Annotated in this window: 19 protein-coding genes and 3 pseudogenes; 14 read left to right on the top strand and 8 right to left on the bottom strand. The window is 65.3% G+C overall.

From position 1 onward, the window contains the following. The first annotated feature begins 56 nt into the window (after positions 1-56). Positions 57-590: a hypothetical protein gene (locus tag XCSCFBP4642_RS0105270; protein ID WP_029218871.1), complete on the top strand. Its 534-nt coding sequence runs from the start codon at positions 57-59 to the stop codon at positions 588-590. Between the two features lie 408 nt (positions 591-998). Here the strand turns inward: XCSCFBP4642_RS0105270 and XCSCFBP4642_RS0105265 are convergent, their stop codons facing one another. Further along, on the bottom strand, positions 999-2,867 hold the full coding sequence (locus tag XCSCFBP4642_RS0105265) for a GGDEF domain-containing protein (protein WP_084624413.1): 1,869 nt from the start codon (positions 2,865-2,867) through the stop codon (positions 999-1,001). A gap of 359 nt (positions 2,868-3,226) precedes the next feature. Here XCSCFBP4642_RS0105265 and XCSCFBP4642_RS0105260 point away from each other — a divergent pair, with 359 nt between their 5' ends. Both XCSCFBP4642_RS0105260 and XCSCFBP4642_RS24170 read left to right on the top strand, forming a co-directional pair. Next, positions 3,227-4,318, top strand: a complete 1,092-nt coding sequence (locus tag XCSCFBP4642_RS0105260; protein WP_029218869.1) for a DUF1615 domain-containing protein — start codon at positions 3,227-3,229, stop codon at positions 4,316-4,318. Positions 4,319-4,475: 157 nt separating this feature from the next. Next, positions 4,476-6,776: pseudogene (locus tag XCSCFBP4642_RS24170) on the top strand (S9 family peptidase). A 417-nt stretch (positions 6,777-7,193) separates the two neighbouring features. Here the strand turns inward: XCSCFBP4642_RS24170 and XCSCFBP4642_RS0105250 are convergent. After that, the gene (locus XCSCFBP4642_RS0105250) at positions 7,194-7,532 is read right to left on the bottom strand and encodes a DUF3817 domain-containing protein (protein ID WP_029218868.1); all 339 of its coding nucleotides are present in this window, start codon (positions 7,530-7,532) and stop codon (positions 7,194-7,196) included. 198 nt (positions 7,533-7,730) lie between these two features. On the opposite strand from XCSCFBP4642_RS0105250, the gene XCSCFBP4642_RS0105245 reads away from it, so the two are divergent. The 6 genes and pseudogenes from XCSCFBP4642_RS0105245 to XCSCFBP4642_RS0105220 all read left to right on the top strand — a co-directional run bounded on the left by XCSCFBP4642_RS0105245 (position 7,731) and on the right by XCSCFBP4642_RS0105220 (position 12,899). Then, positions 7,731-8,390 carry a YiiX/YebB-like N1pC/P60 family cysteine hydrolase gene (locus tag XCSCFBP4642_RS0105245; RefSeq protein WP_033898030.1) on the top strand — a complete coding sequence of 220 codons (660 nt, stop codon included), beginning with the start codon at positions 7,731-7,733 and terminating at the stop codon, positions 8,388-8,390. Positions 8,391-8,628: 238 nt separating this feature from the next. Next, positions 8,629-9,516, top strand: a complete 888-nt coding sequence (locus XCSCFBP4642_RS24165; protein ID WP_200859735.1) for a vWA domain-containing protein — start codon at positions 8,629-8,631, stop codon at positions 9,514-9,516. Between the two features lie 211 nt (positions 9,517-9,727). Further along, a pseudogene (locus XCSCFBP4642_RS0105235) lies at positions 9,728-10,261 on the top strand (alpha/beta hydrolase); the annotation flags it as partial. A gap of 437 nt (positions 10,262-10,698) precedes the next feature. Continuing rightward, positions 10,699-11,184, top strand: a complete 486-nt coding sequence (locus XCSCFBP4642_RS0105230) for a MarR family winged helix-turn-helix transcriptional regulator (RefSeq protein ID WP_029218865.1) — start codon at positions 10,699-10,701, stop codon at positions 11,182-11,184. A 25-nt stretch (positions 11,185-11,209) separates the two neighbouring features. After that, on the top strand, positions 11,210-12,133 hold the full coding sequence (locus XCSCFBP4642_RS0105225) for a CPBP family intramembrane glutamic endopeptidase (RefSeq protein ID WP_053329524.1): 924 nt from the start codon (positions 11,210-11,212) through the stop codon (positions 12,131-12,133). A gap of 304 nt (positions 12,134-12,437) precedes the next feature. Then, the gene (locus XCSCFBP4642_RS0105220) at positions 12,438-12,899 is read left to right on the top strand and encodes a membrane protein (RefSeq protein WP_029218863.1); all 462 of its coding nucleotides are present in this window, start codon (positions 12,438-12,440) and stop codon (positions 12,897-12,899) included. Positions 12,900-12,996: 97 nt separating this feature from the next. On the opposite strand, the gene XCSCFBP4642_RS0105215 is transcribed toward XCSCFBP4642_RS0105220, so the two are convergent. Next, complete coding sequence (locus XCSCFBP4642_RS0105215) at positions 12,997-13,392, bottom strand: VOC family protein (protein WP_029218862.1); 396 nt, start codon at positions 13,390-13,392, stop codon at positions 12,997-12,999. Positions 13,393-13,519: 127 nt separating this feature from the next. After that, the gene (locus tag XCSCFBP4642_RS0105210) at positions 13,520-14,506 is read right to left on the bottom strand and encodes a glutathione S-transferase family protein (protein ID WP_029218861.1); all 987 of its coding nucleotides are present in this window, start codon (positions 14,504-14,506) and stop codon (positions 13,520-13,522) included. A 457-nt stretch (positions 14,507-14,963) separates the two neighbouring features. Between XCSCFBP4642_RS0105210 and XCSCFBP4642_RS0105205 the strand changes: the two genes are divergently transcribed. Continuing rightward, complete coding sequence (locus XCSCFBP4642_RS0105205; RefSeq protein ID WP_029218860.1) at positions 14,964-16,550, top strand: SDR family NAD(P)-dependent oxidoreductase; 1,587 nt, start codon at positions 14,964-14,966, stop codon at positions 16,548-16,550. Positions 16,551-16,650: 100 nt separating this feature from the next. Here the strand turns inward: XCSCFBP4642_RS0105205 and XCSCFBP4642_RS30455 are convergent, their stop codons facing one another. Further along, positions 16,651-17,121, bottom strand: coding sequence for an excalibur calcium-binding domain-containing protein (locus tag XCSCFBP4642_RS30455; RefSeq protein ID WP_084624718.1), 471 nt, complete (start codon positions 17,119-17,121; stop codon positions 16,651-16,653). Between the two features lie 315 nt (positions 17,122-17,436). Between XCSCFBP4642_RS30455 and XCSCFBP4642_RS24160 the strand changes: the two genes are divergently transcribed. Further along, complete coding sequence (locus XCSCFBP4642_RS24160; protein ID WP_228325637.1) at positions 17,437-18,678, top strand: hypothetical protein; 1,242 nt, start codon at positions 17,437-17,439, stop codon at positions 18,676-18,678. 32 nt (positions 18,679-18,710) lie between these two features. On the opposite strand, the gene XCSCFBP4642_RS0105190 is transcribed toward XCSCFBP4642_RS24160, so the two are convergent. Next, on the bottom strand, positions 18,711-19,127 hold the full coding sequence (locus XCSCFBP4642_RS0105190) for a SymE family type I addiction module toxin (RefSeq protein WP_029218859.1): 417 nt from the start codon (positions 19,125-19,127) through the stop codon (positions 18,711-18,713). Beyond that, entirely contained in the window at positions 19,124-19,393 is a 270-nt protein-coding gene (locus XCSCFBP4642_RS29905; protein WP_228325636.1) for a hypothetical protein, read from the bottom strand. Before XCSCFBP4642_RS29905 ends, XCSCFBP4642_RS0105190 begins: the two co-directional genes overlap by 4 nt. A gap of 379 nt (positions 19,394-19,772) precedes the next feature. Here XCSCFBP4642_RS29905 and XCSCFBP4642_RS0105180 point away from each other — a divergent pair, with 379 nt between their 5' ends. The 3 genes and pseudogenes from XCSCFBP4642_RS0105180 to XCSCFBP4642_RS0105170 form a co-directional block, all read left to right on the top strand. After that, positions 19,773-20,498, top strand: a complete 726-nt coding sequence (locus XCSCFBP4642_RS0105180) for a hypothetical protein (protein WP_053329523.1) — start codon at positions 19,773-19,775, stop codon at positions 20,496-20,498. A 185-nt stretch (positions 20,499-20,683) separates the two neighbouring features. Then, a complete protein-coding gene (locus tag XCSCFBP4642_RS0105175) occupies positions 20,684-21,073 on the top strand; it encodes a hypothetical protein (protein ID WP_081390767.1) in 390 nt (129 codons plus the stop codon). A 220-nt stretch (positions 21,074-21,293) separates the two neighbouring features. After that, positions 21,294-22,251 (top strand): annotated as a pseudogene (locus tag XCSCFBP4642_RS0105170) (IS1595 family transposase); the annotation flags it as partial. Between the two features lie 442 nt (positions 22,252-22,693). On the opposite strand, the gene XCSCFBP4642_RS0105160 reads toward XCSCFBP4642_RS0105170, so the two are convergent. Beyond that, a complete protein-coding gene (locus tag XCSCFBP4642_RS0105160; RefSeq protein WP_029218854.1) occupies positions 22,694-23,302 on the bottom strand; it encodes a nucleotidyltransferase family protein in 609 nt (202 codons plus the stop codon). Between the last annotated feature and the right edge of the window lie 146 nt (positions 23,303-23,448).

Here is a 23,448-nt window from a genome sequence, read left to right as displayed (position 1 = left end):
CCGCGTGGCGTCGGAACGGATCTGCGATACTGCTCCGCCCTCGACACGGACGTTGCATGCGCGCTCATCTCACTGCTTTTCCGCCGGCCACGCTGCTGTTGGCACTGTGCGTCCCGGCCTGCGCCCAGACGGCGCCCGCGCCGCCCATGTCCGAAGTGACCACACGCTATCCGGTGACCACGGCACAGCTGGCCGGGCGTGAGATTCGCCTGGGCGAGCAGGCTGGCATGTGCACCCTGGTGCGCGGCGATGCGGTGCTGCCGTTGGGCGTGCATGCGCCGTGTTATTTCAGCATCAACCGGAAGCACAGTGCGCAGGTGCATCACTTCCAGGGTAGCGACATCGTGCTGGTGCAGCATGCGCGGCCGACCTCGCGCCCGGATTGGGACAGCGCGCGCTATGGCCCGATCTGCACGTTCGAATCGCAGGCGGTGCGCGAAGTCGGCGGCGTGCTGGAGCCGGGCGTCGTGGCCAGCTCCTGGCATTGCGATCCCAGTGCCGGTGCCGACCAGAAGCAGTTCGTCTACAGCTACGGCACCTGGCCCAGGCGCGAAACGCTACCGGCAGCACGCAGGCAGCGCGCACGCTAGGCGCTGCAACGGGACTTGCCTTGCGCGCAGTGATGCGACACCGGCTTTTAATCGCCAGATCGCCGAGCAGCGCCCAAGGAGGCCGGCCTGGCTGCATCCAGCAACTCCGCCCATCGTGGCAGTTCGGCTCACCACTCACCGCATGCCGGATGCTGCAACTGGCTGAGCCGGCCACGCCTTGCGCAGCGTCGCGCGCGTGTTATGTGCGTGGTGGCGTGTTGGCGTTTGCCCGCCCTCAACGCCTGCCTCGCGTGCTCCTGGTCGCGTGCAACATGCGGGAGAGGCGGCTATCGGTGCGCATGCGATCCTGGGCCGTTCGGCTGTTTCACGGCAACGACCTGTCGTCGTTGCTGCACGATTGTGCCGCAGCACCACGCCATTGTGGCAACACCTCGGTACGCCGCAGGCTCAGCACACCGCCCATTGATCGCGCCCGGCGGTCTTGGCGGCATATAGCGCCAGATCGGCCTGGCCAAGCAGCACATCCAGCCCGCTCCCCGGTGTGACGCTGACCGCGCCCATGCAGAACCGCACCGGTTGCTCGGCAGGCAGGCCGGGGATGGCGATGGCGGCCACGGCGTTGCGCAGGCGCGCGAACACCGCCGGCAGTTCGTCCGGGCTGCAGCCCGGCAACACCAGCAGGAATTCTTCGCCACCCAGGCGGCCCAGGCGGTCCTGCGCGCGCAGCGCCAGCTTCGATGCGCTGGCCAGGGCGGTGAGCACCGCATCGCCTGCGGCGTGGCCGTGCACGTCGTTGATCAGCTTGAAGTGATCCAGGTCGATCAAGGCCAGCATGCAGGGCGTTTGCGTGCGCAAGGCATGGTCCGTCTGCTGCTGCGCCTCGGCGCGAATGGCACGGCGATTCGGCAGGCCAGTGAGTTCGTCGCGCATGGCCAGCCGCGACAGCTGGCGGCGATGGCGCGCGCCGAATGCCAGCACCACCAATGCACCGAGCAGCAGCAGGCAGGCCGCGCATAACGCGATCCAGAGCGCGCGCTGGCCGGCTTCGCGTGCCTGCAGCGCCAGCCGTGCAGTTTCGCTGCGGCGGCGCAACTCGGCGGTTTCGGCGTCGCGGCGCGCATCTTCATAGCGCGCCTGCAGCCGCAGCATCACGGTGTCGCGCTGGCGGCCCAGGTTCTGCGCGCGCAATGCGTTGGAGCGTTGCAACTCCTGGTACGCCTCGGCATGCCGGCCTTCGGCGGCCAGCGCCTGGGCGATGGCATCGACCAGCTCCACGCGCCCGGTCAAGGCAAGATTCGGGTCGTCAGCGACCTTGGCCGCGGTGATCGCACTGCCCAGCTCGGGCGATTCCAGCGCGGTGAGCGCCTGCAACAGCACGGTATGGCAAGCCGCCACGCGGCCGACATTGCCCTGCTTCTGCATCAACGGCAGCGCTTCGCGCGCCATCGTCAAGGCTGCCTCGGCGTCGCCGGTCTTGATCAAGGCCTCGCTGGCATTGGTCAGCGCCGCCGCCACGCCGGCCTGATCGCTCAGCTCGCGGCTCAACGCCAACGCGCGCCGGAAATGCAGCAAGGCGGCCGCCGGTTGCTGCAGCGCCAACGCGCTGCCGTATTCGTATTCGATCAGGCTGCGCTGGAAGCGCGCCGGCTGGTCGTGCAGGCGGGCCAGGGCGCGCTGCAGGTAATCCTGCGCGTCGTTGTCGTCGGCGACCTTGCCGGCGACACGGCTGGCCAGTGAGCCGATCTGGGTCAGGCCATCCACCTCCAGGCCCAGCAGTCCTTCGCGCGCGGCGCACTGGTAACTGGTTTGCGCCGCATTCCAGGCTTCGTCGCTGCTGCCGGAGGCCAGCATGCTCCACATGTCGATCGCTTCGATCTCGCACAGCAGATCGCTGCGCCCCAGCGTGCGTGCCTGCTGCCGCAGGCCGTTCAGGCGCGCCACCATGCTGCGATTGGGGTTGTCGCGTACATCGCTGAGCGACTGCACGATGTCCAGCCAGAGCCGCGCCTGCGCGGCGCTGCCGTGCAACTGATCGAGCAGGCCGCGCGCCTGGATCAGCGCGGCCTGGCGCGCCTGGCTGTCTTCCAGCGAAATCAGCACCCGCGCCTGCGCCAGCAACGCCCAGAACTGCGCGTCGCTGTCGTGCTCGGCCCTGGCCCGCTGCAGGGCGCGCTGGGCGATCTGCAACGCGCCGATCGGGTCGTCGAGCGTGGCCGATTCAATGCTTTTCCACGGCTGCGGCTGCGCGCATGCGATGGCGCTGATCACCAGCAACAGGCAGGCGATGAGCACACGTCGCCAGACGGTGGCAGGCATGCTCAACGATCGCTCATGGCGAACAGGGACCACCGCGCGGGCGCGCGCTGCCCATGGCGATGCAGTGGACCTGGACACTGGCTGGTTGCTGCGGCATCTCAGGCACTCCCGTGGTTGCACAGCGGTGAAATCCAGTAAGCGAGACAGCAAGGCCTGCGCGCTTGAGGTAATGCGGCTGCCATCATGACCGGCGCAGCTGGCCGGCGACGTGATCGCCCATGAGGGTCGAGCCCGTTATCGGCCCGCGCGCAGAAGACTTGAATCGCCGCGCCGCCCTCACCTAGTGGCATGAAGACGCCACGGCCTGCGCACGTAAACTGCCCGCGGCAGTTGCCGCCCCCGACCCTGCTGGAGATGCCGTGACCTTTTCCCTGTTCCGTGTACTGCCCTTGCTTGCCGCGGTGCTGGTGTCGGCCTGCGCAACCCAGGCCCCGCGTACGCCGCAACGCCCGCCGGACGTGGTCAAGGCCGATATCGCCCGCCGCCTGCCGGCCACGCTGCCAGACCGCGCCGGCTGGGCCAACGATGTGTATGTGGCGCTGTCGTCGCAGGCGCTGGACACCAGCGCCGAACAGATCTGCGCGGTGCTGGCGGTGACCGAGCAGGAATCGACCGACCAGGCCAACCCGGTGGTGCCCAACCTGGGCAAGATCTCGCGTGCGGAAATCGATCGCCGCGCCAGCGCGCACCATCTCCCCGGCTTCATGGTGGATGCGGCGCTGCGGATCACCTCGCCGGACGGCCGCAGCTACGCCACCCGCATCGCCGCCGCGCGCACCGAGCAGGAACTGAGCCGCATCTTCGAGGACTTCACCGGCAGCGTGCCGCTGGGCGCGCGCCTGTTCGACGGGCTCAACCCGGTGCATACCGCTGGCCCGATGCAGGTGAGCATCGCCTTTGCCGAACAGCATGCTGCACGCTATCCGTATCCACTCGACGGCTCGATCCGCCACGAGGTGTTCACCCGCCGCGGCGGGCTGTGGTTCGGCACCACCCATCTGCTGGGCTACCCGACCACCTACGATGCGCTGCTGTACCGCTTCGCCGATTTCAACGCCGGTTGGTATGCCAGCCGCAATGCCGCGTTTCAAGCCGCGCTGAGCAAGGCCAGCGGCATTGCGCTCGCGCTGGACGGCGACCTGCTCACCCCCGGTGCCAGCCTGGACACCCCCGGCGGTACCGAACGCGCCGCGCGCGCGCTGGGCAGCCAGTTGGCAATGAGCGACCGCCAGATCCGGACCGCCCTGGAGGCGGGTACCACGCTCGAATTCGAAGACAGCGCGCTGTATCGCCAGGTCTTTGCGCTGGCCGACGGCACTGCCGGCAGGCCATTGCCGCGCGCGGTCCTGCCGGGCATCACCCTGGACAGCCCCAAGATCACCCGCACGCTCACCACCGCCTGGTTTGCGCAGCGGGTGAACGAGCGCTGGAAGCGGTGCATGGGCAAATAGGCGCACGCTCCTGCCTGACAGGCAGCCGGCGCGGCCGACGCCGGCTGCAGCCGTGGGCACGACTTCTGGCAGAGGCGCCCGATGCCGCACGGCCGCTAGCATCGGGCGGTTGCGCCGACTGCGGTTTGCGCGCGTCCTTCCTCCCGGAGAGTGCTACATGCCCACCCCATTGCCGATGCGCCGCCTGCTTGCCGCCATCGCCCTGGCCGCCCTGCCGTGTATCGCCAGTGCGCAGGCACCCAGCGTCGGCGAGGCCGACTATGCGCGTGCAGAACGCCTGGTCGGCTATCTTGCGCAACCGCTGGTGGATCATGCCGTCACCCGCATCGACTGGCTGGATGCCACCCATGTGGTCTATGTCGATCACGATGCCAAGGGCAATCACCTGCTGCAGCTGGATACTGCCACTGGCAGGAGCGCGCCGATCTTCAAGCAGGCGGCGCTGGTCGCCTCGCTCAACACACTGTTGAAGACCGGCGACAAACCGCTCAAGGCCGACACCTTCGCGCCGGTGGTCAAACGCACTGCCGATGGCCGCTATCGCCTCAGCGTGCGCGACACCGCAGTGGTCTGCGACACGCGGGCACGCTGCAGCAAACTCTACGCAAAAGACCAACCCGAACCGGGCGTGCTGTCGCCGGACACGCGCCGCGAAGCGTTCATCCGCAACTGGAACCTGTGGGTCCGCGATGTGGCCAGCGGCCAGGAAGCCCAGCTCACCCACGATGGCGTGGAAAACTTCGGCTACGCCACCGACAACGCCATCGTTGCGTGGTCGCCGGATTCGCGCAAGATCGCCACCTTCCAGCAGGACCAGCGCAAGACCGGCGACATGTACCTGGTCAGCACCAAGCTCGGGCACCCGGAACTGCAGTCGTGGAAATACCCGCTGGCCGGCGACAAGGATGTGACCATGATCGAGCGCGTCATCGTCGATGTGCCCACGCGCAGCGTGTTGCGGCTCAAACTGCCGCCCGACCAGCACCGCTCCACCCTGTGCGATGACGTCAGCTGCTCGCCGGGCCTGTGGGACGATGTGAAGTGGGCGCCGGACGGCAAGACACTGGCCTTCGTCTCCACCTCGCGTTTCCACAAGCAGGCCTGGTTGCGCATTGCCGATGTCGCCACCGGCGAAGTGCGCACCGCCTTCGACGAAACCGCCAAGACCTATTACGAAAGCGGCCAGGTCGCCGCGAACTGGGCGTATCTGCCCGGCAGCAACGAGGCGGTGTGGTTCTCCGAGCGCAGCGATTGGGGCCAGCTGTATCTCTACGACCTGGCCACCGGCAAGCCCAAGCGCGCGATCACCACCGGCGAGGGCAACGTCACCGAACTGCTGCGCGTGGACCCGGTGACGCGCACTGCCTGGTTCGTCGGCGTCGGCCGCAGCCCGGGCGTGGACCCGTATTACCAGCAGCTGTGGAAGGTGAACCTGGACGGTGGTGAGCCGGTGCTGCTCACGCCAGAAGTCGCCGATCACAGCATCGCGCTGGCGCCCGATGGCGCCCGCTTTGTCGATACCTATTCCACCTCGATCACGCCACCGGTCACGCTGCTGCGCGATGCCGGCGACGGACGCACGGTCAGCACCATTGCCACTGCCGACATCAGCCGCCTCAAGGCGGCCGGCTGGGTGCCGCCGGAGCCGATCACGGTCAAGGCACGCGATGGCAAGACCACGCTGTATGGCCTGATGTTCAAGCCCAGCAACTTCGACCCGGCGCGCAAGTACCCGGTCATCGATTACGTCTATCCCGGCCCGCAGACCGGCTCGGTCCGCGGGCGCAGCTTCTTCGCCGGCCATGGCGACAACCAGTCGCTGGCCGAACTGGGCTTCATCGTGATCGCCATCGACGGCATGGGCACGCCGTGGCGCTCCAAGACCTTCCACGACACCTGATACGCCAACATGGGCGACAACACCTTGCCCGACCAGGTGGCGGCGGTGAAGGAACTCGGCCAGCGCTACCCATGGTTCGACACCAGCCGCGTCGGCATCTGGGGCCATTCGGGCGGCGGTAACGCCTCCACCGCCGCGATGCTGCGTTACCCCGATCTGTTCAAGGTGGCCTGGTCGGAAAGCGGCAACCACGACAACCGCGGCTACGAGGACGACTGGGCCGAGAAGTATCACGGCGAGCACATCGTCAACACCGACGGCACGTCCAACTACGACGATCAGGCCAACGCCAACCACGCCAGCAAGCTCAAGGGCCGGTTGATGCTGGTACACGGCACGCTCGACGACAACGTGCCGCCCTACCTCACCCTGCTGGTGGCCGATGCGCTGATCAAGGCCAACAAGGACTTCGACATGCTGATGCTGCCCAACGCCAAGCATGGCTACGGCGATCTGACGCCCTATGTCGCCCGCCGCCGTTGGGATTACTTCGTGCAGCACGTGCTCGGCGCCACCCCGCCGGCGCAGTACCAGATGAAGCCGATGCCGGAGAAGTAGGCGGCGCTGGAAGCGGCACCGTCGACCATCGACGGTGCCGCTATCGCGTCGTTGAACCGGGGGTACAGACAATGCGGCGATGCAGCTGGCCTGCTCCGTCGCACAGCCGCTGTCATGGGCACGACCTATCTCCACTGTGCGCGCACATCGTTCCTACAACCTGCAGAACTCTCCGGGGCCGTAGGAGCGGTTCTGGCCGCGATGCCTTACCCGCAGACCGCAAACCTTGCAACACAGCATCGCGAAAGCATGCGGGCGTCTGCACACTGCGGTTAACGCCTCAAGCTCCATGCACCGCCACCACGTGCACTCTGCATACTTGCGCAGGCCAGACGCTGCCTGCGGAATGGCCTTTATCTGCGAGGGACAGCACCGCAGCTGCACGCTGTGCGGTACGCCGTCGGTCAATGCCGTCGGTCAGCGCGTGGTAGCGCGCTGCTGGCCCAGCAAGCCGATCCGTCGGAACCACAGCTCCAGCGGCACCGTCACCAGTGGCGGCAGCGCCGCCAGCAGACTCACTGCCCACGCCCACCACGGCCAGCGCAGCCGCAACGCGGCGAGCACGCTGACCGCCACGTAGAACACAAACGCCGCCCCGTGCGCGCGACCGAACAACCACACCACGGCCTCCGTGGTCTGCGTGCCGTACTTGAGAAACATGCCAAGCAACAGCCCGGCCCAGGTGATGCCCTCGATGAGCGCAGCGGCCGCAAACAGCCTGCCCATCGGCGATAACGCAGAGAACGACACACGCATGCACACCTCCAGACGGAAAAGAATTGCCGCGACGCGATGGCGGCGGCGACGCCCGCTGGCCTGCGCAGTCTAGCGCTGCTGCCACTCTCACCAGAACCTACCGCACGCCGCTCAACAACCTTTCGATGGACGCCTCACCCACATTTCCGCAGCGGCCGCACCTGCGCAGCGGCGCGGCCGACGCCGATCCCGGCGATAATGCAGGTCTTGCTGCTTCCTCAGGTTCGTGCCGTGCGTCTTGCCTTGCTGCTCATCGCCTTCGTTGCACTCCTGCCGGCATCGGCACGTGCCTTGCGTGTCCAGGATGGCGACCTGCTGTTCGTCACTGCGGCCCGCACCGGGCTGAGCGGCGCCATCGATGATGCGACCGCCAGGCAGGGCGCTCCCAGCTTCGACCATGTTGCATTGCTCGCCCACACCGGGCGTACGCAGGTGGTGCTGCATGCCGACGAGAAGGGCTCGCGGCAACAGCCATTGCGTGAGTTCGTCGAGCAAGCCATTGCCAAGCACCGGCAGATCGTGGTGTACCGGCTCACGCCCGCGCATCGCCCTGCCATTGCCGATGCCATCGTCCAGGCGCGCAGCATGTTGGGCAAGCCCTACAACGATACCTATGTCCCGAACGAGAACAGCTACTATTGCTCGGACTTCATCGAACGCGCGTTTCGCGCTCACCAGGTCTTTGCCCTGCAGCCGATGAACTTCAAGAACCTGCAGACAGGCGCCATCTCGCCGTACTGGACCGAGTTCTATCGCAGCCGCGGCATGGCGGTTCCGCAGGATGTGCCCGGCACCAATCCGAACGATATGGCGCGCGCGCCGGCGCTGGAACGTCTCGACGTATTTCCGGGAACCTGATCGCCCACTGCAGCGCCCGACAGGAGCCCACGCGCCGGTGCGCCTGCACTCATGTATGCAGGCGCACTGCGTCTGTGGCTGTGCGACCGGCAGCCTTGTACGCTCACGCACCGATCGTCCTCACAGGAATTGAGATGCAACTGTCACAGGGCCAACGCGTCCCGCTGTCCAGCCTGATCCAGGAGCGTGAGTGCACGCTGTCCATCAAGATCCGCACGCAGCCCACCATCGACTATGTGTGCTTCGCTGCCGAAAAGGCCATCATGGTGGCCACATCTACCGCAGCAAGGGCGAGCGGCGCATCGTCGCCAACCTGCAAGGCCTCAACGCCGGCCTGGATGCCCTGGTGGTCCACTTCGGCGGTGAAGTCACCGACGCCCCATCGCCGCCGCCACCGCCACCTGCTGCCGTGCCCGATACGAAGGTCTCGCTGGAAAAGCGTCTGGCCAGTGCCGCGCCGCAGTTGGTGAACCTCGCCAAGAAGGCCCAGGTCAGCCTGGAGAAGGTGCGGCTGCTGCACGTCAAGGCACGTGTCGGGCTGGCGCTGGATGCTTCCGGATCGATGAATTCGCAGTACAGCCGCGGTCATGTCAAGGAAGTGATCAATCGGCTGATTCCGCTTGCCGTGCACTTCGACGACGATGGCGCGCTGGATTGCTGGGCATTCGGAGCCTCGCCGACGCAGTTGTCTGCGGTGTCTTTGCAAAACGTCTCGGGCTTTGTCGAACGCGATGCCGGTGGCTGGAAGAAGTGGCCGGTGGGCATGCGGATCAACGACGAACCCAAGGCCATGCGCATGGTCGTCGACTACTACAAGAAGAGCGGCGACCGGACACCGGTCTACATTCTTTTTATCAGCGACGGTGGCGTGCATCAGGACCGCGAGATCACCAGGCTGATGATCGGGGCGGCAAACCTGCCGATCTTCTGGCAGTTTGTCGGATTGGGCCGCCGCGGATACGGCATCCTGGAGAAACTGGACGATGTGGGCGGGCGTGTCGTCGACAACTGTAATTTCTTTGCCCTCGATCGCCTGGATCAGGTGCCCGAGGAAAGGCTCTACGACCTGCTGATGGAGGAGTTCCCGCAATGGCTCAAGGACGCCAAGGCCAAGGGCCTTCTGTGAGTGCGGCAGGCCAGTGCCTTGGGGCTGGGCGGGTGGCGGCCCACGCAATCCGGCACAGTGGACGCGGGCAATGCAGTTGGATGACCACGTCGGCACCGGGCATGACCGTATGAGTGCAGGCAGATACTGGTGGTGGCGATTCTGCATCGTCGCGGGCATGGCGGTGCTGTGCGCCGGCTGCCACCGCGCACCCGATGCACCGCAGCCCAGCATGTCCATGCAGCCGACGGCGAAGGCGCCGGCCGCCGACACGCCCACGGCGACATCCGGCGCCCAACGCGGCAATGGCATGCCCTATGAAATGCAGGACACCGAGGTGTGGGACGTGCCCGACCCGGTCTCCGGCCGCGGGTATCAAGTGTTCGTTGCCCTGCCACGCGGTTACGCCAACCACCCGCAACGCCGCTATCCGGTGGTGTATGTCACCGACGCCGACTACGCCTTCCCGTTGGTGAAGCAGATCGCGCGCCGCTTGAACGGCGAAGGCCCGGCCATCGAAGACTTCATCCTGGTCGGCCTGTCCTATGCCGTCGGCGACGAGCCGATGCCGAGCCGGCGTCGCGACTACACCCCCACCCCGGAAGAGGGCGCCAATGCGGCTCCGGTGGCAACGCAGGGCAGGAGTGCGGCTTATATCGCCTACCTACGCGATCAAGCGCTGCCCTTCATCGCGCGGCGCTACCGGACAGACGCGCAACGCCGCCTGTTCCTGGGCCATTCGTATGGCGGCCTGCTCGGCACCCAGTGCTGGGGATCGCGCCTGCGCACCGCGAGGGCCGTTGAGCCGGCGATCAAAGCGCGGCAGGTGATCGCTCCGCACCGCCCTTGACGGCATCAAGCGTCCTTCGCGCAACGTTGAACAAGCTCAGGACACCACAGCCAGCCGCGATGGACCGATGCAACGTGCAGCAGTGGCCGGTATTTGCGGCCCTGCCGCGCCTGCCATCATCGTTCCAGCTTCGCAGCAAGCAGTGCGCCGGGAACTGGTCGTCTGCTGCCACGAACCTACTACCCACTCGAACCGGCCAACATCGGGCGGCCGGCACGGCCGTTCCAGTCGCAGCTGCGCAGGCGGTGGTCGTCGCTGCCATGGGTCACCGAGTAATTGCCCCGGACCGGTCGCCAAATGCCCCCGACTTCTGACCCATGGCGCAAATACAACAGCGCTTATATATTTGCGCCATGAGCACACCTACTCCCACATTGGGCACCCTGGTCCGGCACTTGATCGAGCTGTTGGACGGCGATCTCGAAGCGGTCTACGCGGCCTCGGGGCTTCCCTGGCGGCCGCGTTACACGCCGGTGTTGCGCGTGCTGATGCGGCTGGGCCCTGCGTCGATCAAGATGCTGGCGCAGCAGATCGGCATCACCCACTCCGCCGCCAGCCAGACCGTCGCGCAGATGGTCAAACAACGCCTGGTCGTACTCAAACCCGGTGCCGATGCGCGCGAACGCATCGTCGTCCTCACCGCCAGGACCCGGCGCCTGGTTCCCGCCCTGGAGCAGCAATGGACGGCAACCAATGCGGCGGCGGCACAACTCGATGCCGAACTGTCGGTGCCGCTGTCGACCGTCCTTGTCGAAGCGATCGACGCGTTGCACCGGCGCTCGTTCGCAACCCGCATCACCGCAGCCACTGCTGTAGCCCCCCGCACCTCCGCGCCATGACCGCTGTCTCCACAAGGAATCGCACATGCATGCAATGACGCAATCAGCACCCCGCATCGCCGCGCCTGCCACGCATGCGCCCCAGTCCATTGTGCTGGGCGAGCACGGCATCCTGCGTCCCGGCCGCCTGCGCTGGCTGCGCGCCTCCGCCTGGGCCCTAGTGTTGTTCTTTTTGGTCGCCATCCCTACCGGCGTGTTTAGCCGGTTTTTCGGCAGCCTCTGGCCGAAAAGCAACGAGCCTGTGCAATTCGTTGTCAGCGTGGTCGGCGCACTGCTGGCGCTGGGCATCTATGCGCTGGCCGTTCGCCTGGCCGAACAGCGCAAGCCCTCGGAGATCGCAATGCGCCCGATGCTGCCGCAGCTGGGGATCGGCCTGCTGGCCGGTGCGGCGATGTTTTCCGCCGTCATGGGCATCATGGCGCTGTTCGGTCTTTACGATATCCAGCCAATCGGCCCGGCATCGGCATGGACGCCGCTGCGCAAGGCATTGCAGGCCGGCGTCGTGGAGGAACTGATGATGCGCGCAGCGATCCTGCGCCTGCTATGGCGCGCATTCGGCCCCTGGACCGCCGTTGCGGTGTCCTCTGCGGTGTTCGGGCTCAGCCATCTGGGCAACCCGAATGCCACCGTCGTTGCCGCGATCTGCATTGCCCTGGAAGCCGGCGTCATGCTCGGTGCGTTCTACGCGCTCACCGGCCGCGTGTGGGTGTCGATCGGGGCGCATATCGCCTGGAACTTCACCCAGGGCTATCTGTTCGGTGCCGCCGTCTCGGGCATCGCGCCGGACCAGGCCATCGCCCGCAGCACGCCGAACACGGCCATGGCCGACGTACTGACCGGCGGTGTGTTCGGCCCCGAGGCGTCGCTGCCTGCAGCATTGGTCTGCCTTGCAGTGGGCCTGGCGGTCGCCTGGAAGGCATGGCGCTCTGGCAGGCTCGCAGTGCGTTAATCGGGAATCGGGGGGGATCGTCCCAGGCTTCGGTGCATAGCTGGTTCGTAGCTACCTTGTCGTTGTCGCCGCAACCGTAAGGCATGGCCGTCCCGACAATTGCAGCGTAGTGCTTCCGCCATGCGACGCGCTGCCAGGCACCCTGGTGGCGCGTCATCAGCGCCAGGCTCTGCGGTCTCGGCACACGGCTTCCACCACATCTTGCCAAGGCCCACACATGCCACCTCCTAGGCTGCGGCATCGATCATCGTGCCGGCACGCAGCGCATCCCGCCTGCGGTCTCGCGGTAGGTGCAGAGGTGCTTATGGCTTTGATTCATTCCATTCTGATGGGCGCGGTCGCCGGCATGCGCTCGATGACCCCGCTTGCTGCGGTGACCAACGCCGCGCGCAGCGGCAAGCTCCCACGCGACAATGGCGCCCCCCGCCTGCTCGCCAATCCGCTGGCATCGGCCGGCATGCTCGCATTGGCCAGCGGCGAAATCGCCGGCGACAAGATGAAGACCGCGCCCGACCGTATCGTGTTGCCGGGCATGATCGCGCGTGTTGCCACCGGCATGATTGCCGGCGCCGCCCTCGCCCCCCGACACCAGCGCGGTCTTGCTGCCGTGCTGGGCGCCACCGCTGCGGTCGGTGCCGCCTACCTCACCTTCAACCTGCGCATGCGCGCCATTGAACGCTATGGCCAGACCAGCACCGGCGCAGTGGAAGACGCCATTTCAGTGGGCGCGGCAGCGTTGATCGTGCGCAGCGCCGCCGAGGAGTGATCGCTTCGCTGGCGCACGTGGTTGTGGCCGGGCGACAGACACGCGGCGCAGCCTCTGGCCACGTGCTGCATCGCGCAGTCACTGCCGGGCAGGCGTTTCAAGCCTCGCGATGGATGGCGCACAACTTGTTGCCATCCGGATCGCGCACATAGGCCAGCCATGTCGGCCCCATGCTGCTGTCGCGCAGCCCCGGCGGATCTTCGATGGACGTGCCGCCCGCGGCCACTGCCGCATCATGGAATGCCTGTACCTGCTGCGGCGATGCGCAGCTGAAGCCCACCGTGGTGCCGTTGCCGCTCGTAGCGGGGGCATCGTCGATCGGTTGGCTGACGCAGAACGTGCTGCCTGCGTGCCGGTAGAACAGGCGCAGATGCCCGGACCGTGCAGTGTCGACAATCGGTGCACGCGCACCGAAGACGCCGCCAAGCACCGCGTCGTAGAACTGCCTGGAGCGGGCGATATCGTTGGTACCCACCATCACATGATTCAGCATGGCGTATTCTCGTCTGTCTGAGCCCGACAGCTTAGGCAATCTGCCACGCGTCCGGCCAGATGCAGCTGGGCAGCCGCATCGTTTGGACCGTAGTTGACGAGCACTTGCCGCGCCGCCGTGCCATGGATCAGCCTTTCTGCAGATCGCCACGCCCATGCGGCGCGCTGAGATCGAGCACCGGACCCATTGGCACGATACCGGTGGGGTTGATCGTGGCGTGGCTCTGGTAGTAATGCCCCTTGATGTGCTGGAAATTGACGGTCTCCGCAATCCCCGGCATCTGGTAGAGCTCGCGCAGCAATCCCGATAGCTGCAGGTAATCGGCGATGCGGCGCAGATTGCACTTGAAGTGCCCCACATACACCGCGTCGAATCGCACCAGCGTGGTAAACAGCCGCCAATCGGCCTCGGTCAAGGCGTCGCCGCACAGATAGCGTTGCTGGCTCAGGCGTGCCTCGAGCCAGTCCAGCGACGCGAACAGCGGCGTCACCGCGTCTTCGTAGGCCTGTTGGGTGGTGGCAAATCCCGCCTTGTAGACGCCATTGTTGACGGTGTCGTAGACGCGCGCATTGACCGCATCGATCTGCGTGCGCAACCGCTCCGGATAATAGTCGCCTGCGCGCGCGCCCACGGCGTCGAACGCGCTGTTGAACATGCGGATGATATCGGCGGACTCGTTGCTCACCACCGTCTTGCGCTCGCGGTCCCAGAGCACTGGAACCGTCACCCGCCCGGAATACTGCGGATCGGCCTTGAGGTACACCTCGTACAGACGGCGCGCGTGATTGACCGGATCTTGCACCACACCCGGGCCCGGCTCGAACGTCCAGCCGTGCTCGCCCATCAACCAGTTCACCACCGACACATCGATCAACGCCTCCAGCCCTTTCAGGCGGCGAAAGATCAGGGTGCGATGCGCCCACGGGCAGGCCAGCGAGACATACAGGTGGTAGCGCCCTGCCGCCGCAGGGAATCCGCCCTCTCCGTGCGGGCCAGCGGCGCCGTCGCGCGTCACCCAGTGACGAAACTGCGATTGCGAGCGCTCGAAGCGCCCATCGCTCTTGTCGGTGTCATACCAACGGTCTTGCCACTTGCCTTCGACCAGCAGGCCCATGGTGCCTCCTCCCGCACATCGACAGGTGCCCACGGTAGCCCAGCAGGTCTGGAGAGCATGTGAGTCGCCACGCGGTTCGACACAGATGCGGTCGCAGTCGCCGCCAGGCCTTCCACGCGTCGGGACAGGCTGCGCGCGGCCCATCCCCCATACGCATGCTATCTGGCAATTACCAATGTGCCGGACGGCACCATATGGCAGGCCTGCGCCTTCTTGCAGACCTAGGTCGTCGGATCCTGGCCAACGGTCCGGCACGCAGCCTGTCGCTTCTCGGGTTGCCTGGGGTGCTGTCCGGCCCGCAGATTGGCGCCGCCACCCCAGAATCGGCGAAAATGTCGTCGCGGCTGCCCGATCGCTGGCCGCCAGCCGGCAGCACTGCCGTCCTCACCTGTTGCCTTCGCGCTTTCGCGGCCGCCCGCCGCCGCCACGGCCCGTACCGCTTTTTCCCGGATCTGCCTTGAACACCAACGCCCCGCCCTTGCCCGCCGACGACCTGCCGCTGACCGACCGCCTGCGCGCCGCGCTGGACCTGCTGGAGGCCATCGAAGCCGACCGCAGCGTGCTCGACACCCTGCCCGAGGCCGACCGCGTGCGCCTGCACCAGGTGGTGGCACGGGTCTACCATCCCGAGCCCAAGGCGCGCCGCCAGTTGCTCAAGCAGCGCGAACGCGAGCGGCATCAGGAGAAGGTGCGCAAGGCCGAGGCCCTGCTCGAACAACGCGGCATCCGTGCCCTGCGGCGCAAACCGGTGTTCAGCACGCCCAATTATTTCCCGCCGCATGCCGCCGGCCTGCACGACGCCCACAACGGCGAACATGCCAGCGCCGCGCCGGAGCCGACGCATTCGCCGGAGCTGCGGCACTGCTACGTGTGCAAGCAGAAGTTCACCCAGCTGCATCATTTCTACGACCAGATGTGCCCGACCTGCGCCGAGCTCAATTTCTTCAAGCGCACCGAAACCGCCGACCTGCGTGGACGCGTGGCGCTACTGACCGGCGGGCGGGTCAAGATCGGCTACCAGGCCGGCCTGAAGCTGTTACGTGCCGGTGCGGAATTGATCGTCACCACGCGCTTCCCGCGCGATTCGGCCGCGCGTTATGCAGAAGAGCCCGACTTTGCGCAGTGGGGACACCGCCTGCAGGTGTTCGGGCTGGACCTGCGCCACACGCCCAGCGTGGAGGCGTTCTGCAGCCAGTTGCTGGCCACAAGGCAGCGGCTGGATTTCATCATCAACAATGCCTGCCAGACCGTGCGCCGTCCGCCGCAGTTCTATGCGCACATGATGGCCAATGAAACCGCCGCACTGCATGAGTTGCCGAAGACCGTGCAACAACTGATTGGCCATTACGAAGGCCTGCGCACGCCCGAGCTGTTGCGCGACGCATCGGCCACCGCGCTGCCGGCCGTGCACGGGCGCGGCCTCGCCGATGCCGATGGCCTCACCCGCGCCGCCGAGCTGTCGCAGATTGCCTTGCTGGACGATGAGCTGGTGGGCCAGGAACATCTGTTCCCCGACGGGCGGCTCGACCAGGACCTGCAGCAGGTGGATCTGCGCGGGCGCAATTCCTGGCGCCTGCTGATGGCCGAAGTGCCTTCGGTGGAATTGCTGGAGACGCAGCTGGTCAACGCCATCGCCCCGTTCATCATCAATGCGCGCTTGAAGCCACTGATGCTGCGCACGCCCGAACGCGACAAGCACATCGTCAACGTCTCGGCGATGGAAGGGCAGTTCTACCGCAACTTCAAGACCACCCGTCACCCGCATACCAACATGGCCAAGGCCGCGTTGAACATGATGACGCGCACCTCGGCGGCCGATTACCAGAACGACGGCATCCACATGAACAGCGTCGACACCGGCTGGGTGACCGACGAAGATCCGGCCGACATCGCCGCACTCAAGGTGCAGCAGGAACGCTTCCACCCACCGCTGGACATCGTCGATGGCGCCGCGCGCATCGTCGACCCGATCATCCACGGCTTCAATACCGGGCAGCACGTATGGGGCCAGTTCCTGAAGGACTATGCGCCGACGGATTGGTGAACACTGGCACTGCGCCACACATCCAGCATGGATGCGTGGCGCATGCTGGCAACACGTACGAGCAGTGCGTGCCAGTGAGCTGACAGGATGGCGTCGTGCATCAACGTCGACGCGCCGGCTCGCATCCCACGCCATCATGATCGCGATCCAGGTGTGGGCCATATCCTGGATCGCCACGCCGCACCGGTGCAGCGCCAGCTGCGCGCGCTTGTGCGCAATTGCGGGAGACCGCCCCGGCCGATGGAATCGACGAAGACCGATCTAACGGCTCGGCTGCGGGCGTCGGTTCGCCTTCGCCAGTGGCGGAGCGGTGACAGTGGTAGCCACCGTTTTTGCGATCGTTGTGGCAGCCGTGCTTGTTCAATCCCCCTGGATGCGCGACAGCTGCAGAAGTTGTCCAGGCAATCGACTCAATGTGTTCAACGCATTCTCCATTCTCGCCATCCAGCGATGTCACTAAGCTTGCGATAGCGGCGCGAGGTGCCCGTTCTCGATCGCACACGATGGCCTGATGGGTAAAGTGCGCAGCAGCGCACGAACGAAGGTGCTGCCCGCGCCAAGCGGCACGCATCCCGCCCGGTGACTCGCGCTCACGCGGCTGCCTACACACCCGGCATGATGACGCCTGGACGTTGACCACAGACGCAGAGGACGCACAGATGTCACAACACGCCATCGAGGAATGCATCGAGCGCTGCATCCATCTGGTCGATCGCAGCACCGTGAGCGGCACGCACAAGACAGCCCTCATGCGCAGCCTGCTTCGGCTGCAGGCGTCGCTACGACACCGGCCTGACCTGGTTGCGCGTGCACGCGGTGCTGCTGCGCCATGGCGTGCTGGTGCGGATTGCCATCGAGGACATCGAGGATGCTTCCCTGCGCGCGCATGCGCAGGCTGCCGCCCCCCCCCGGTTGGCACGAGCAATCCGACGGTCCGGTCTACCTGGCATGGGAAGAGGGCTCACGCGCGCTCCACTGGCAGCCTGACACCGGCCACACCCTATCGCTGTCCACCGTGTTTGGCGATGCGCTGCAGCTCGTCGACCAGGCCGATGACACCGAGCTGTTCACGGACACTTACGGCCTGCTGGTGAATGGCTGGCTGGACGACACCTTCGACACCTTCGACACCTTCGACACCTTCGACACCTTCGACACCTTCGACACCGATGATGGCATCGCGCCCACGCGCGACGACCTGCTCGCCTCGGAGACGTTACTGGCCATTCATGCGCTGGCCGCACGCCGTGGACTGACGCGTTGCCGTGGCGCGCCGGAAGATCTGGCGTTGCCGCGCCTGGGCGACAACCACACCCGTGGCGAGATCGAGCGCGAGAGTGGCCTGTGTTTCTTCCTGCAGCCCAAGCGCACGCCCGCCGCATTACGCAGCGCACGCGACAAGCCGCAGCGTCAGCAGCGGCGCGTGCGCGAGCTGCTTCCACAGCTGATCGAACACCACCTGGGCACACCCCTGCAGGCCGCCGGCTGGCTGCCGGTGCCCATCGAAGCGGACCAGTCCTGGCATTGGATGCCCGACCGTCACGGCAGCCGTCAGTGCCTGTGGACCAGCTACGACGTTTCGCGGGGCGAGCTGATGCTCCAGGCAGGGCTGCAACACGCGCGCCTGCTGGCGTGGCAGCAACGTGCGGCGACCACGCAACTGCATGATCTGCATGTCGTGGATGCCGCCACGGCATTTCTGGGCGATGACATTCTGCACGGCAAGGACGTAGGCGCGTATGGAGGCTGGGCCCTGGATCCGGCCAGCAGCGACACTGCGCTGAGCGCCAGCCTGGACAGGCTCGCGGCCGCCCTTCCGGCGCTGGATGCACGCTATTTCGGCTTCATCACCGATCAGCTGGCTGGCCCCTGGTTCGAGCGCTCCTCCGACACGTGGCTGCACTTACTGGAAGAAGGCGACGATACCGGCGTGATTCCGCCTACGGTGTTCTTTGCCAACCCCGACAGTCTGCTGCTCGCCTTCGTGTTCTTCTATCTGGAGCAAGGAGATCAGCCTCGCGCACACATGCTGGTGGCGACGTCCCCCTGGTTATGTAAGGTCCGAGCCTTCGTTTTCCTTCGCGTCGTCGTCATGGAGCATCCTTGGTCGGGACGGTTGGCCTGTTGAACCACGATACCGCCACTGCGACTTCGTTCCAGCTACCGTCGCGCTCTGCGGGATGCGGCCGGCACCTCCACCGGCCGCAACACCTCCATCAGCAGCTGCCCTTCGCTGGCGGTGATGCGCAGCTTGGTGCCGATGGCAAAGCCCAGTTGTTCCAGCCATAGGCCGCTGAGGCGGACGTGGGGCACGTGCTGGTCGCCGGCATGGTCGTGGGCGCCGGGGTAATGGGTGTAGCTGACGGTGCATTGGCGCGGGCGTCGTGCGCGGCGGGGTGCGCGTAGCGTGCCGGGGCCTTGCGGGGAGGCGTCCGGGTCGGGCGGCAGCATCGGTGGCAGCTTGGTGCGGTCGGGTTCCACAACAACCCACTGCACCCGCTTGGGCGGCGTGGGGCGCGTACGCGTGCGGGTGGGCCGTACGCTGGCAGATGCCGTGGGTGGGCGGCGGCGTGTCATGGCGCCTCCGGGTGGTGGCGGGTGATGGATGCGGCGACGCACTGCTGCAACGCCACGCCACTGCGTGCGAACCGTCGGTGCAAGGTGTGCGGCAGCACACCGAGCTGGCGACTCAGCGGATGCGCGGGATGGGCGCTCGCCTGCTCAACAGCTGCGCGTGCGACGAGCCGGCGCAGCACATCGCCCACATCCCAACGCAGGCGGTGCGCGGAAGCTAGCGACAGATCAACCGGCACAGATGCCGGCATGGATGGTGCGGTAGACATGGCAACGCCCTCCTGGAACAACCCAAGAACCGACGCCAACGGCGACGGGATGTCGGGAGGTTCGAAACCGCACACAGCCGGCGGGCGTATTCCCCTTGCGGGTGTTGTATTAGCCGCCCTCCCGACGCAGGCATTGCGTCGGCTTGTACCTGCAGGATGCAGGCACAAAAAACCCACCGGTTTGACGGAGGTGGGTACCGCTGTGTGAGGAGTTTCGACGCTCCTTGGGTCTAGATTGCGAGTGCAGCGCGTAGTGTGTCAAGAGCAACCAAGGAAGAAATTTGACGCGCTTCAGTAGCGCGCTGGCGCGGTGTCGGCAGCTAAGGAATACTGACCGTCACAGAGGTGTGTTGGACGTGCAGTTGCCGAGGGAGGCTAGATGAGTTCAATGGATGAAGTAGCGACGGAACAGAGCGCCGACATTGATGGAAAAGCGATCAAGCACACAGACACGAGCTTTCCATCGCTCTCTTCAGCAATGGCCCATTACGCACAGGTGACCGAGCAGAGCCGCGCCGGCCCAATCGAGCGCTGGAGCTTGACGATTGGCCTGATCGGTGCCGGCATCGGAATCTTGTCCGGTGCTCTGTTGGACGGCAAAGCTGGCAGTTATTTAGCTGTCTTCGGACTTGTGACTGAGCTGACAGGGTTCCTGATTTCGGCAGCGCTAACCGTCAAGCGCGAATGGCCGGGGTTCCGTCGCCCCTATGCGGATCACGCAGAGCTGATGGAGCGGGAGTTCCATCAGTATCAATCGATCGTCGCGGCGCTTCGTAGGTTTCCGCTGGAACAACGGCGTCGACGCGAGGCATTCATGCGTGATCGTCGCACCAACATGCACGACCGCCTGGGCCTGTTCACCGGTGGCATGGAGAAGCTTGGCTTCATGCCTGTCCTGCTTGCCCTATATTTGCAGTTGAAAGACTGGCGTTTGGGCGGCTGGGCGGTACTGAGCAAGATCACCTTAATCCAGGGCGTGCTGGCCTTCACGCTACTGTTTGCCTTTGCGATGTCATGGCACCTCATTCGCCTACGTACACGCGTGCAGTCTTACGAGCAATTGTTGGCTGAGGCTAATCGTCAAGACAGCACCCCCAACAAGTAGATGACCGTCAAGCGCTGCAGCTCGAGCCGTGGCGTAGTAATGGGCCCAAACTGCCATGGAGACATTGCATATCTACTGGCTTATTGTTAACACCCAAGCGTGGCTGCGAGCGAGTTTTAATATCCTGACTTCTAGCTTGCCGAGGTAGCAGGTGCTAACGTACCTCGTCAGATCCCATGCTGGGCATGAACGTGGATATGAAAAGTAGACTGATGTTTGCTACGGGGCTACTCGCACTATCAACCTTGGCTGCTTGTGCAGGAGGAAACATGCGCTCTGATTACAAGAAGAATGATGTTCAGCCGGTCAAGATCGAAAAATCAGGCGATTCACTTCAAATCACGTACCACATGCCTGCAGAAAGCCTGTTTTATTCTCCCGGTATTGACTTCGTAAATGAGGGCGGCGTATTGCGTATCGCCATCCGCAGATGTGGCATCAAAGAGAAGTGTGATGCCATGGCGAAGGCTGCCTTGCCACCCGCTGAGCCTTGGACACCGAAGGTCACCGTACCGTACGGGGGCGAAAAGGTCGTACTGGTCTACGCAGACACCGAAGAGACGTTGACTCCATAATTCCAGTCAAGGAGCGACCTGATTAGCCCTGACCATCAGCCGCCTGTCGCAGGATCTGCGCCGCGCTGGGTGGATGCTGCTGTCACCTGAAGCCAACGAGGTGGCGTGATGAGTATCAATGCCGTGCANCCTGATTAGCCCTGACCATCAGCCGCCTGTCGCAGGATCTGCGCCGCGCTGGGTGGATGCTGCTGTCACCTGAAGCCAACGAGGTGGCGTGATGAGTATCAATGCCGTGCAGTTCCAAGCGGGATTGTCGATGCCTGAGTTCTTCGCGTCCTACGGCACCGAAGCCAAGTGCTATCGCGCGCTTTACAAGTGGCGCTGGCCGCAAGGCTTTCGTTGCCCTGTTTGTGCCGGACGCGTGCGCTCGCGTTTCAAGCGGGGTGCTGCGATCTACTACCAATGCAGCGCGTGCCGGCATCAGACCAGCCTGATTGCAGGCACGATGTTCGAAGGCACCAAGCTGCCGCTGCGCACCTGGATGCTGGCGTTGCACCTGCTGACCTCGACCAAAACCAACATGGCCGCGCTGGAGTTGATGCGGCATCTGGGCGTCAACTACAAGACGGCCTGGCGGATGAAACACAAGATCATGCAGGTTATGGCCGAGCGCGAATCCATGCGGAAACTGGCGGGTTTCGTGCAGATCGACGATGCCTATCTCGGCGGCGAGCGTAACGGTGGCAAGGCCGGACGCGGATCGGAGAACAAACAAGCGTTCCTGATTGCGGTGCAGACCGATGCCACCTTCACCGCGCCGCGCTTTGTGGTGATCGAGCCGGTGCGCAGCTTCGACAACACCTCGCTGCAGGACTGGATTGCCCGTCGCTTGGCGCCCGAATGCGAGGTCTACACCGATGGGCTGGCCTGCTTCCGCCGGCTAGAAGACGCCGGCCACGCGCACACCACGCTGGACACTGGCGGTGGTCGTGCCGCGACCGAAACGGCCGGTGCACGTTGGCTCAACGTGGTGCTGGGCAATCTCAAACGCGCCATCAGTGGCGTGTATCACGCCATCGCGCAAGGCAAATACGCAAGGCGTTACCTGGGAGAAGCGGCCTATCGTTTTAATCGTCGATTCCGCTTGCGCGAGATGCTGCCACGACTTGCCACGGCCATGATGCAATCCACACCATGCCCAGAGCCGNNNNGATGCTGCCACGACTTGCCACGGCCATGATGCAATCCACACCATGCCCAGAGCAGGTTTTACGTGCAGCGAGCAATTTTCATGGCTGAGAGTCGGGGCTAATCAGGTGCATATTTGCTAATGGCCGTGCCGTCGGGCGGACACCGGCGGCTGAGTAGGAAAATTCTTACGTGACACAGTTCACATCAAAGGCTACATTCCGACAAACGGAGTGAAGAAATCGTCACAGGCGGCCGTCATAGAGAGCGTGGACGGCGCGTCAGGGGAACCGGCGCTCATAGACACTGCCTCGGGGGAGGGGTTTCGCATGCATCTGCTCAGAAAGTTTCAGTTTCCGGTCAAGACCGCGATGGTTGTGGGCTATGTCCTGGTGATCAGGGAAGCCCTGGTGCTGTGGTCCTGATCGGGCCTCGCTGCACCGAGGCGTAAGCTGCCGGGTATCGCTGATCGATACCCGACGTTGCGTCTCACTCCCGGTCCACCCAACCACGCCGGCGTGCGGCTTCCAAATCGCTGGGGGTGTCCACATCCAGCGCCAGTGCCGGCGCGCTGATGCAGCCCAGGGTTTCCACATCCAGGCCTGCGAACAGGCCGCGCAAGCCGTTGTCGCCGGTCAGCGCCACGTCTGCCCAGGCCGCATGCGTGACCACGGCCGGGACGCCGCGCACGCCGGCGTAGCCGCTGGTGGCACACCCGGAGCTGGCCCGATCGGCCTCCTCCAGCAGGGCCCGCAGGTGCGGCGCGTCCAGCGCCGGTTGGTCGCAGCCCAGGATCAGGCTACGACGCAGACTGGCGTCGCCCTGGATATGCCGGCGCGATGCCGCAAGGCTGGACCCCATGCCATCGGACCAGTCCGCGTGCGTCAGCACTTCCACCTCAAGCCCGTGCAGCACCTCGACAAGCCTGTCCGCGTCCGCCCCCAGCACGACGACGCACCGATGTGGCGCGGTCTGCAACGCGATACGTGCTGCACGCCGCAGCAACGGTTCGCCATCGCGCATCAGCAATTGCTTGGAACGTCCCAGCCGCCGTCCGGTACCGGCAGCCAGTACCAACGCCGCATGATCGTTGCTCATGTCCCAGGATCGCGTTGCATGGATCTAGGCGCTTGTCTGCGGCGCGGTGACAAGGCCGAGGCTGACATAGCGCGGTCGCGCGACCGGCGCGTGCGGCAGGCTGATGCATGCGAGTCGATGGCGCATCGATCGCAGAGCACGTCGTC

Origin of the sequence: Xanthomonas cassavae CFBP 4642 (assembly GCF_000454545.1) — a bacterium.
GTDB lineage: Bacteria > Pseudomonadota > Gammaproteobacteria > Xanthomonadales > Xanthomonadaceae > Xanthomonas > Xanthomonas cassavae.
The sequence above is the reverse complement of the archived record's forward strand: the minus strand, read 5'-3'. Positions and strand labels throughout refer to the sequence as shown.

Bases quoted from the DNA above. Each gene is read 5' to 3' on its own strand.
- XCSCFBP4642_RS0105270 (WP_029218871.1), top strand. From the start codon at position 57: ATGCGCGCTCATCTCACTGCTTTTCCGCCGGCCACGCTGCTGTTGGCA.
- XCSCFBP4642_RS0105265 (WP_084624413.1), bottom strand. From the start codon at position 2,867: ATGCCTGCCACCGTCTGGCGACGTGTGCTCATCGCCTGCCTGTTGCTG.
- XCSCFBP4642_RS0105250 (WP_029218868.1), bottom strand. From the start codon at position 7,532: ATGCGTGTGTCGTTCTCTGCGTTATCGCCGATGGGCAGGCTGTTTGCG.
- XCSCFBP4642_RS0105245 (WP_033898030.1), top strand. From the start codon at position 7,731: ATGCAGGTCTTGCTGCTTCCTCAGGTTCGTGCCGTGCGTCTTGCCTTG.
- XCSCFBP4642_RS0105230 (WP_029218865.1), top strand. From the start codon at position 10,699: ATGAGCACACCTACTCCCACATTGGGCACCCTGGTCCGGCACTTGATC.
- XCSCFBP4642_RS0105225 (WP_053329524.1), top strand. From the start codon at position 11,210: ATGCATGCAATGACGCAATCAGCACCCCGCATCGCCGCGCCTGCCACG.
- XCSCFBP4642_RS0105220 (WP_029218863.1), top strand. From the start codon at position 12,438: ATGGCTTTGATTCATTCCATTCTGATGGGCGCGGTCGCCGGCATGCGC.
- XCSCFBP4642_RS0105215 (WP_029218862.1), bottom strand. From the start codon at position 13,392: ATGCTGAATCATGTGATGGTGGGTACCAACGATATCGCCCGCTCCAGG.
- XCSCFBP4642_RS0105210 (WP_029218861.1), bottom strand. From the start codon at position 14,506: ATGGGCCTGCTGGTCGAAGGCAAGTGGCAAGACCGTTGGTATGACACC.
- XCSCFBP4642_RS30455 (WP_084624718.1), bottom strand. From the start codon at position 17,121: ATGCGTGCCGCTTGGCGCGGGCAGCACCTTCGTTCGTGCGCTGCTGCG.
- XCSCFBP4642_RS24160 (WP_228325637.1), top strand. From the start codon at position 17,437: ATGCGCAGGCTGCCGCCCCCCCCCGGTTGGCACGAGCAATCCGACGGT.
- XCSCFBP4642_RS0105190 (WP_029218859.1), bottom strand. From the start codon at position 19,127: ATGACACGCCGCCGCCCACCCACGGCATCTGCCAGCGTACGGCCCACC.
- XCSCFBP4642_RS29905 (WP_228325636.1), bottom strand. From the start codon at position 19,393: ATGTCTACCGCACCATCCATGCCGGCATCTGTGCCGGTTGATCTGTCG.
- XCSCFBP4642_RS0105180 (WP_053329523.1), top strand. From the start codon at position 19,773: ATGAGTTCAATGGATGAAGTAGCGACGGAACAGAGCGCCGACATTGAT.
- XCSCFBP4642_RS0105175 (WP_081390767.1), top strand. From the start codon at position 20,684: ATGAACGTGGATATGAAAAGTAGACTGATGTTTGCTACGGGGCTACTC.
- XCSCFBP4642_RS0105160 (WP_029218854.1), bottom strand. From the start codon at position 23,302: ATGAGCAACGATCATGCGGCGTTGGTACTGGCTGCCGGTACCGGACGG.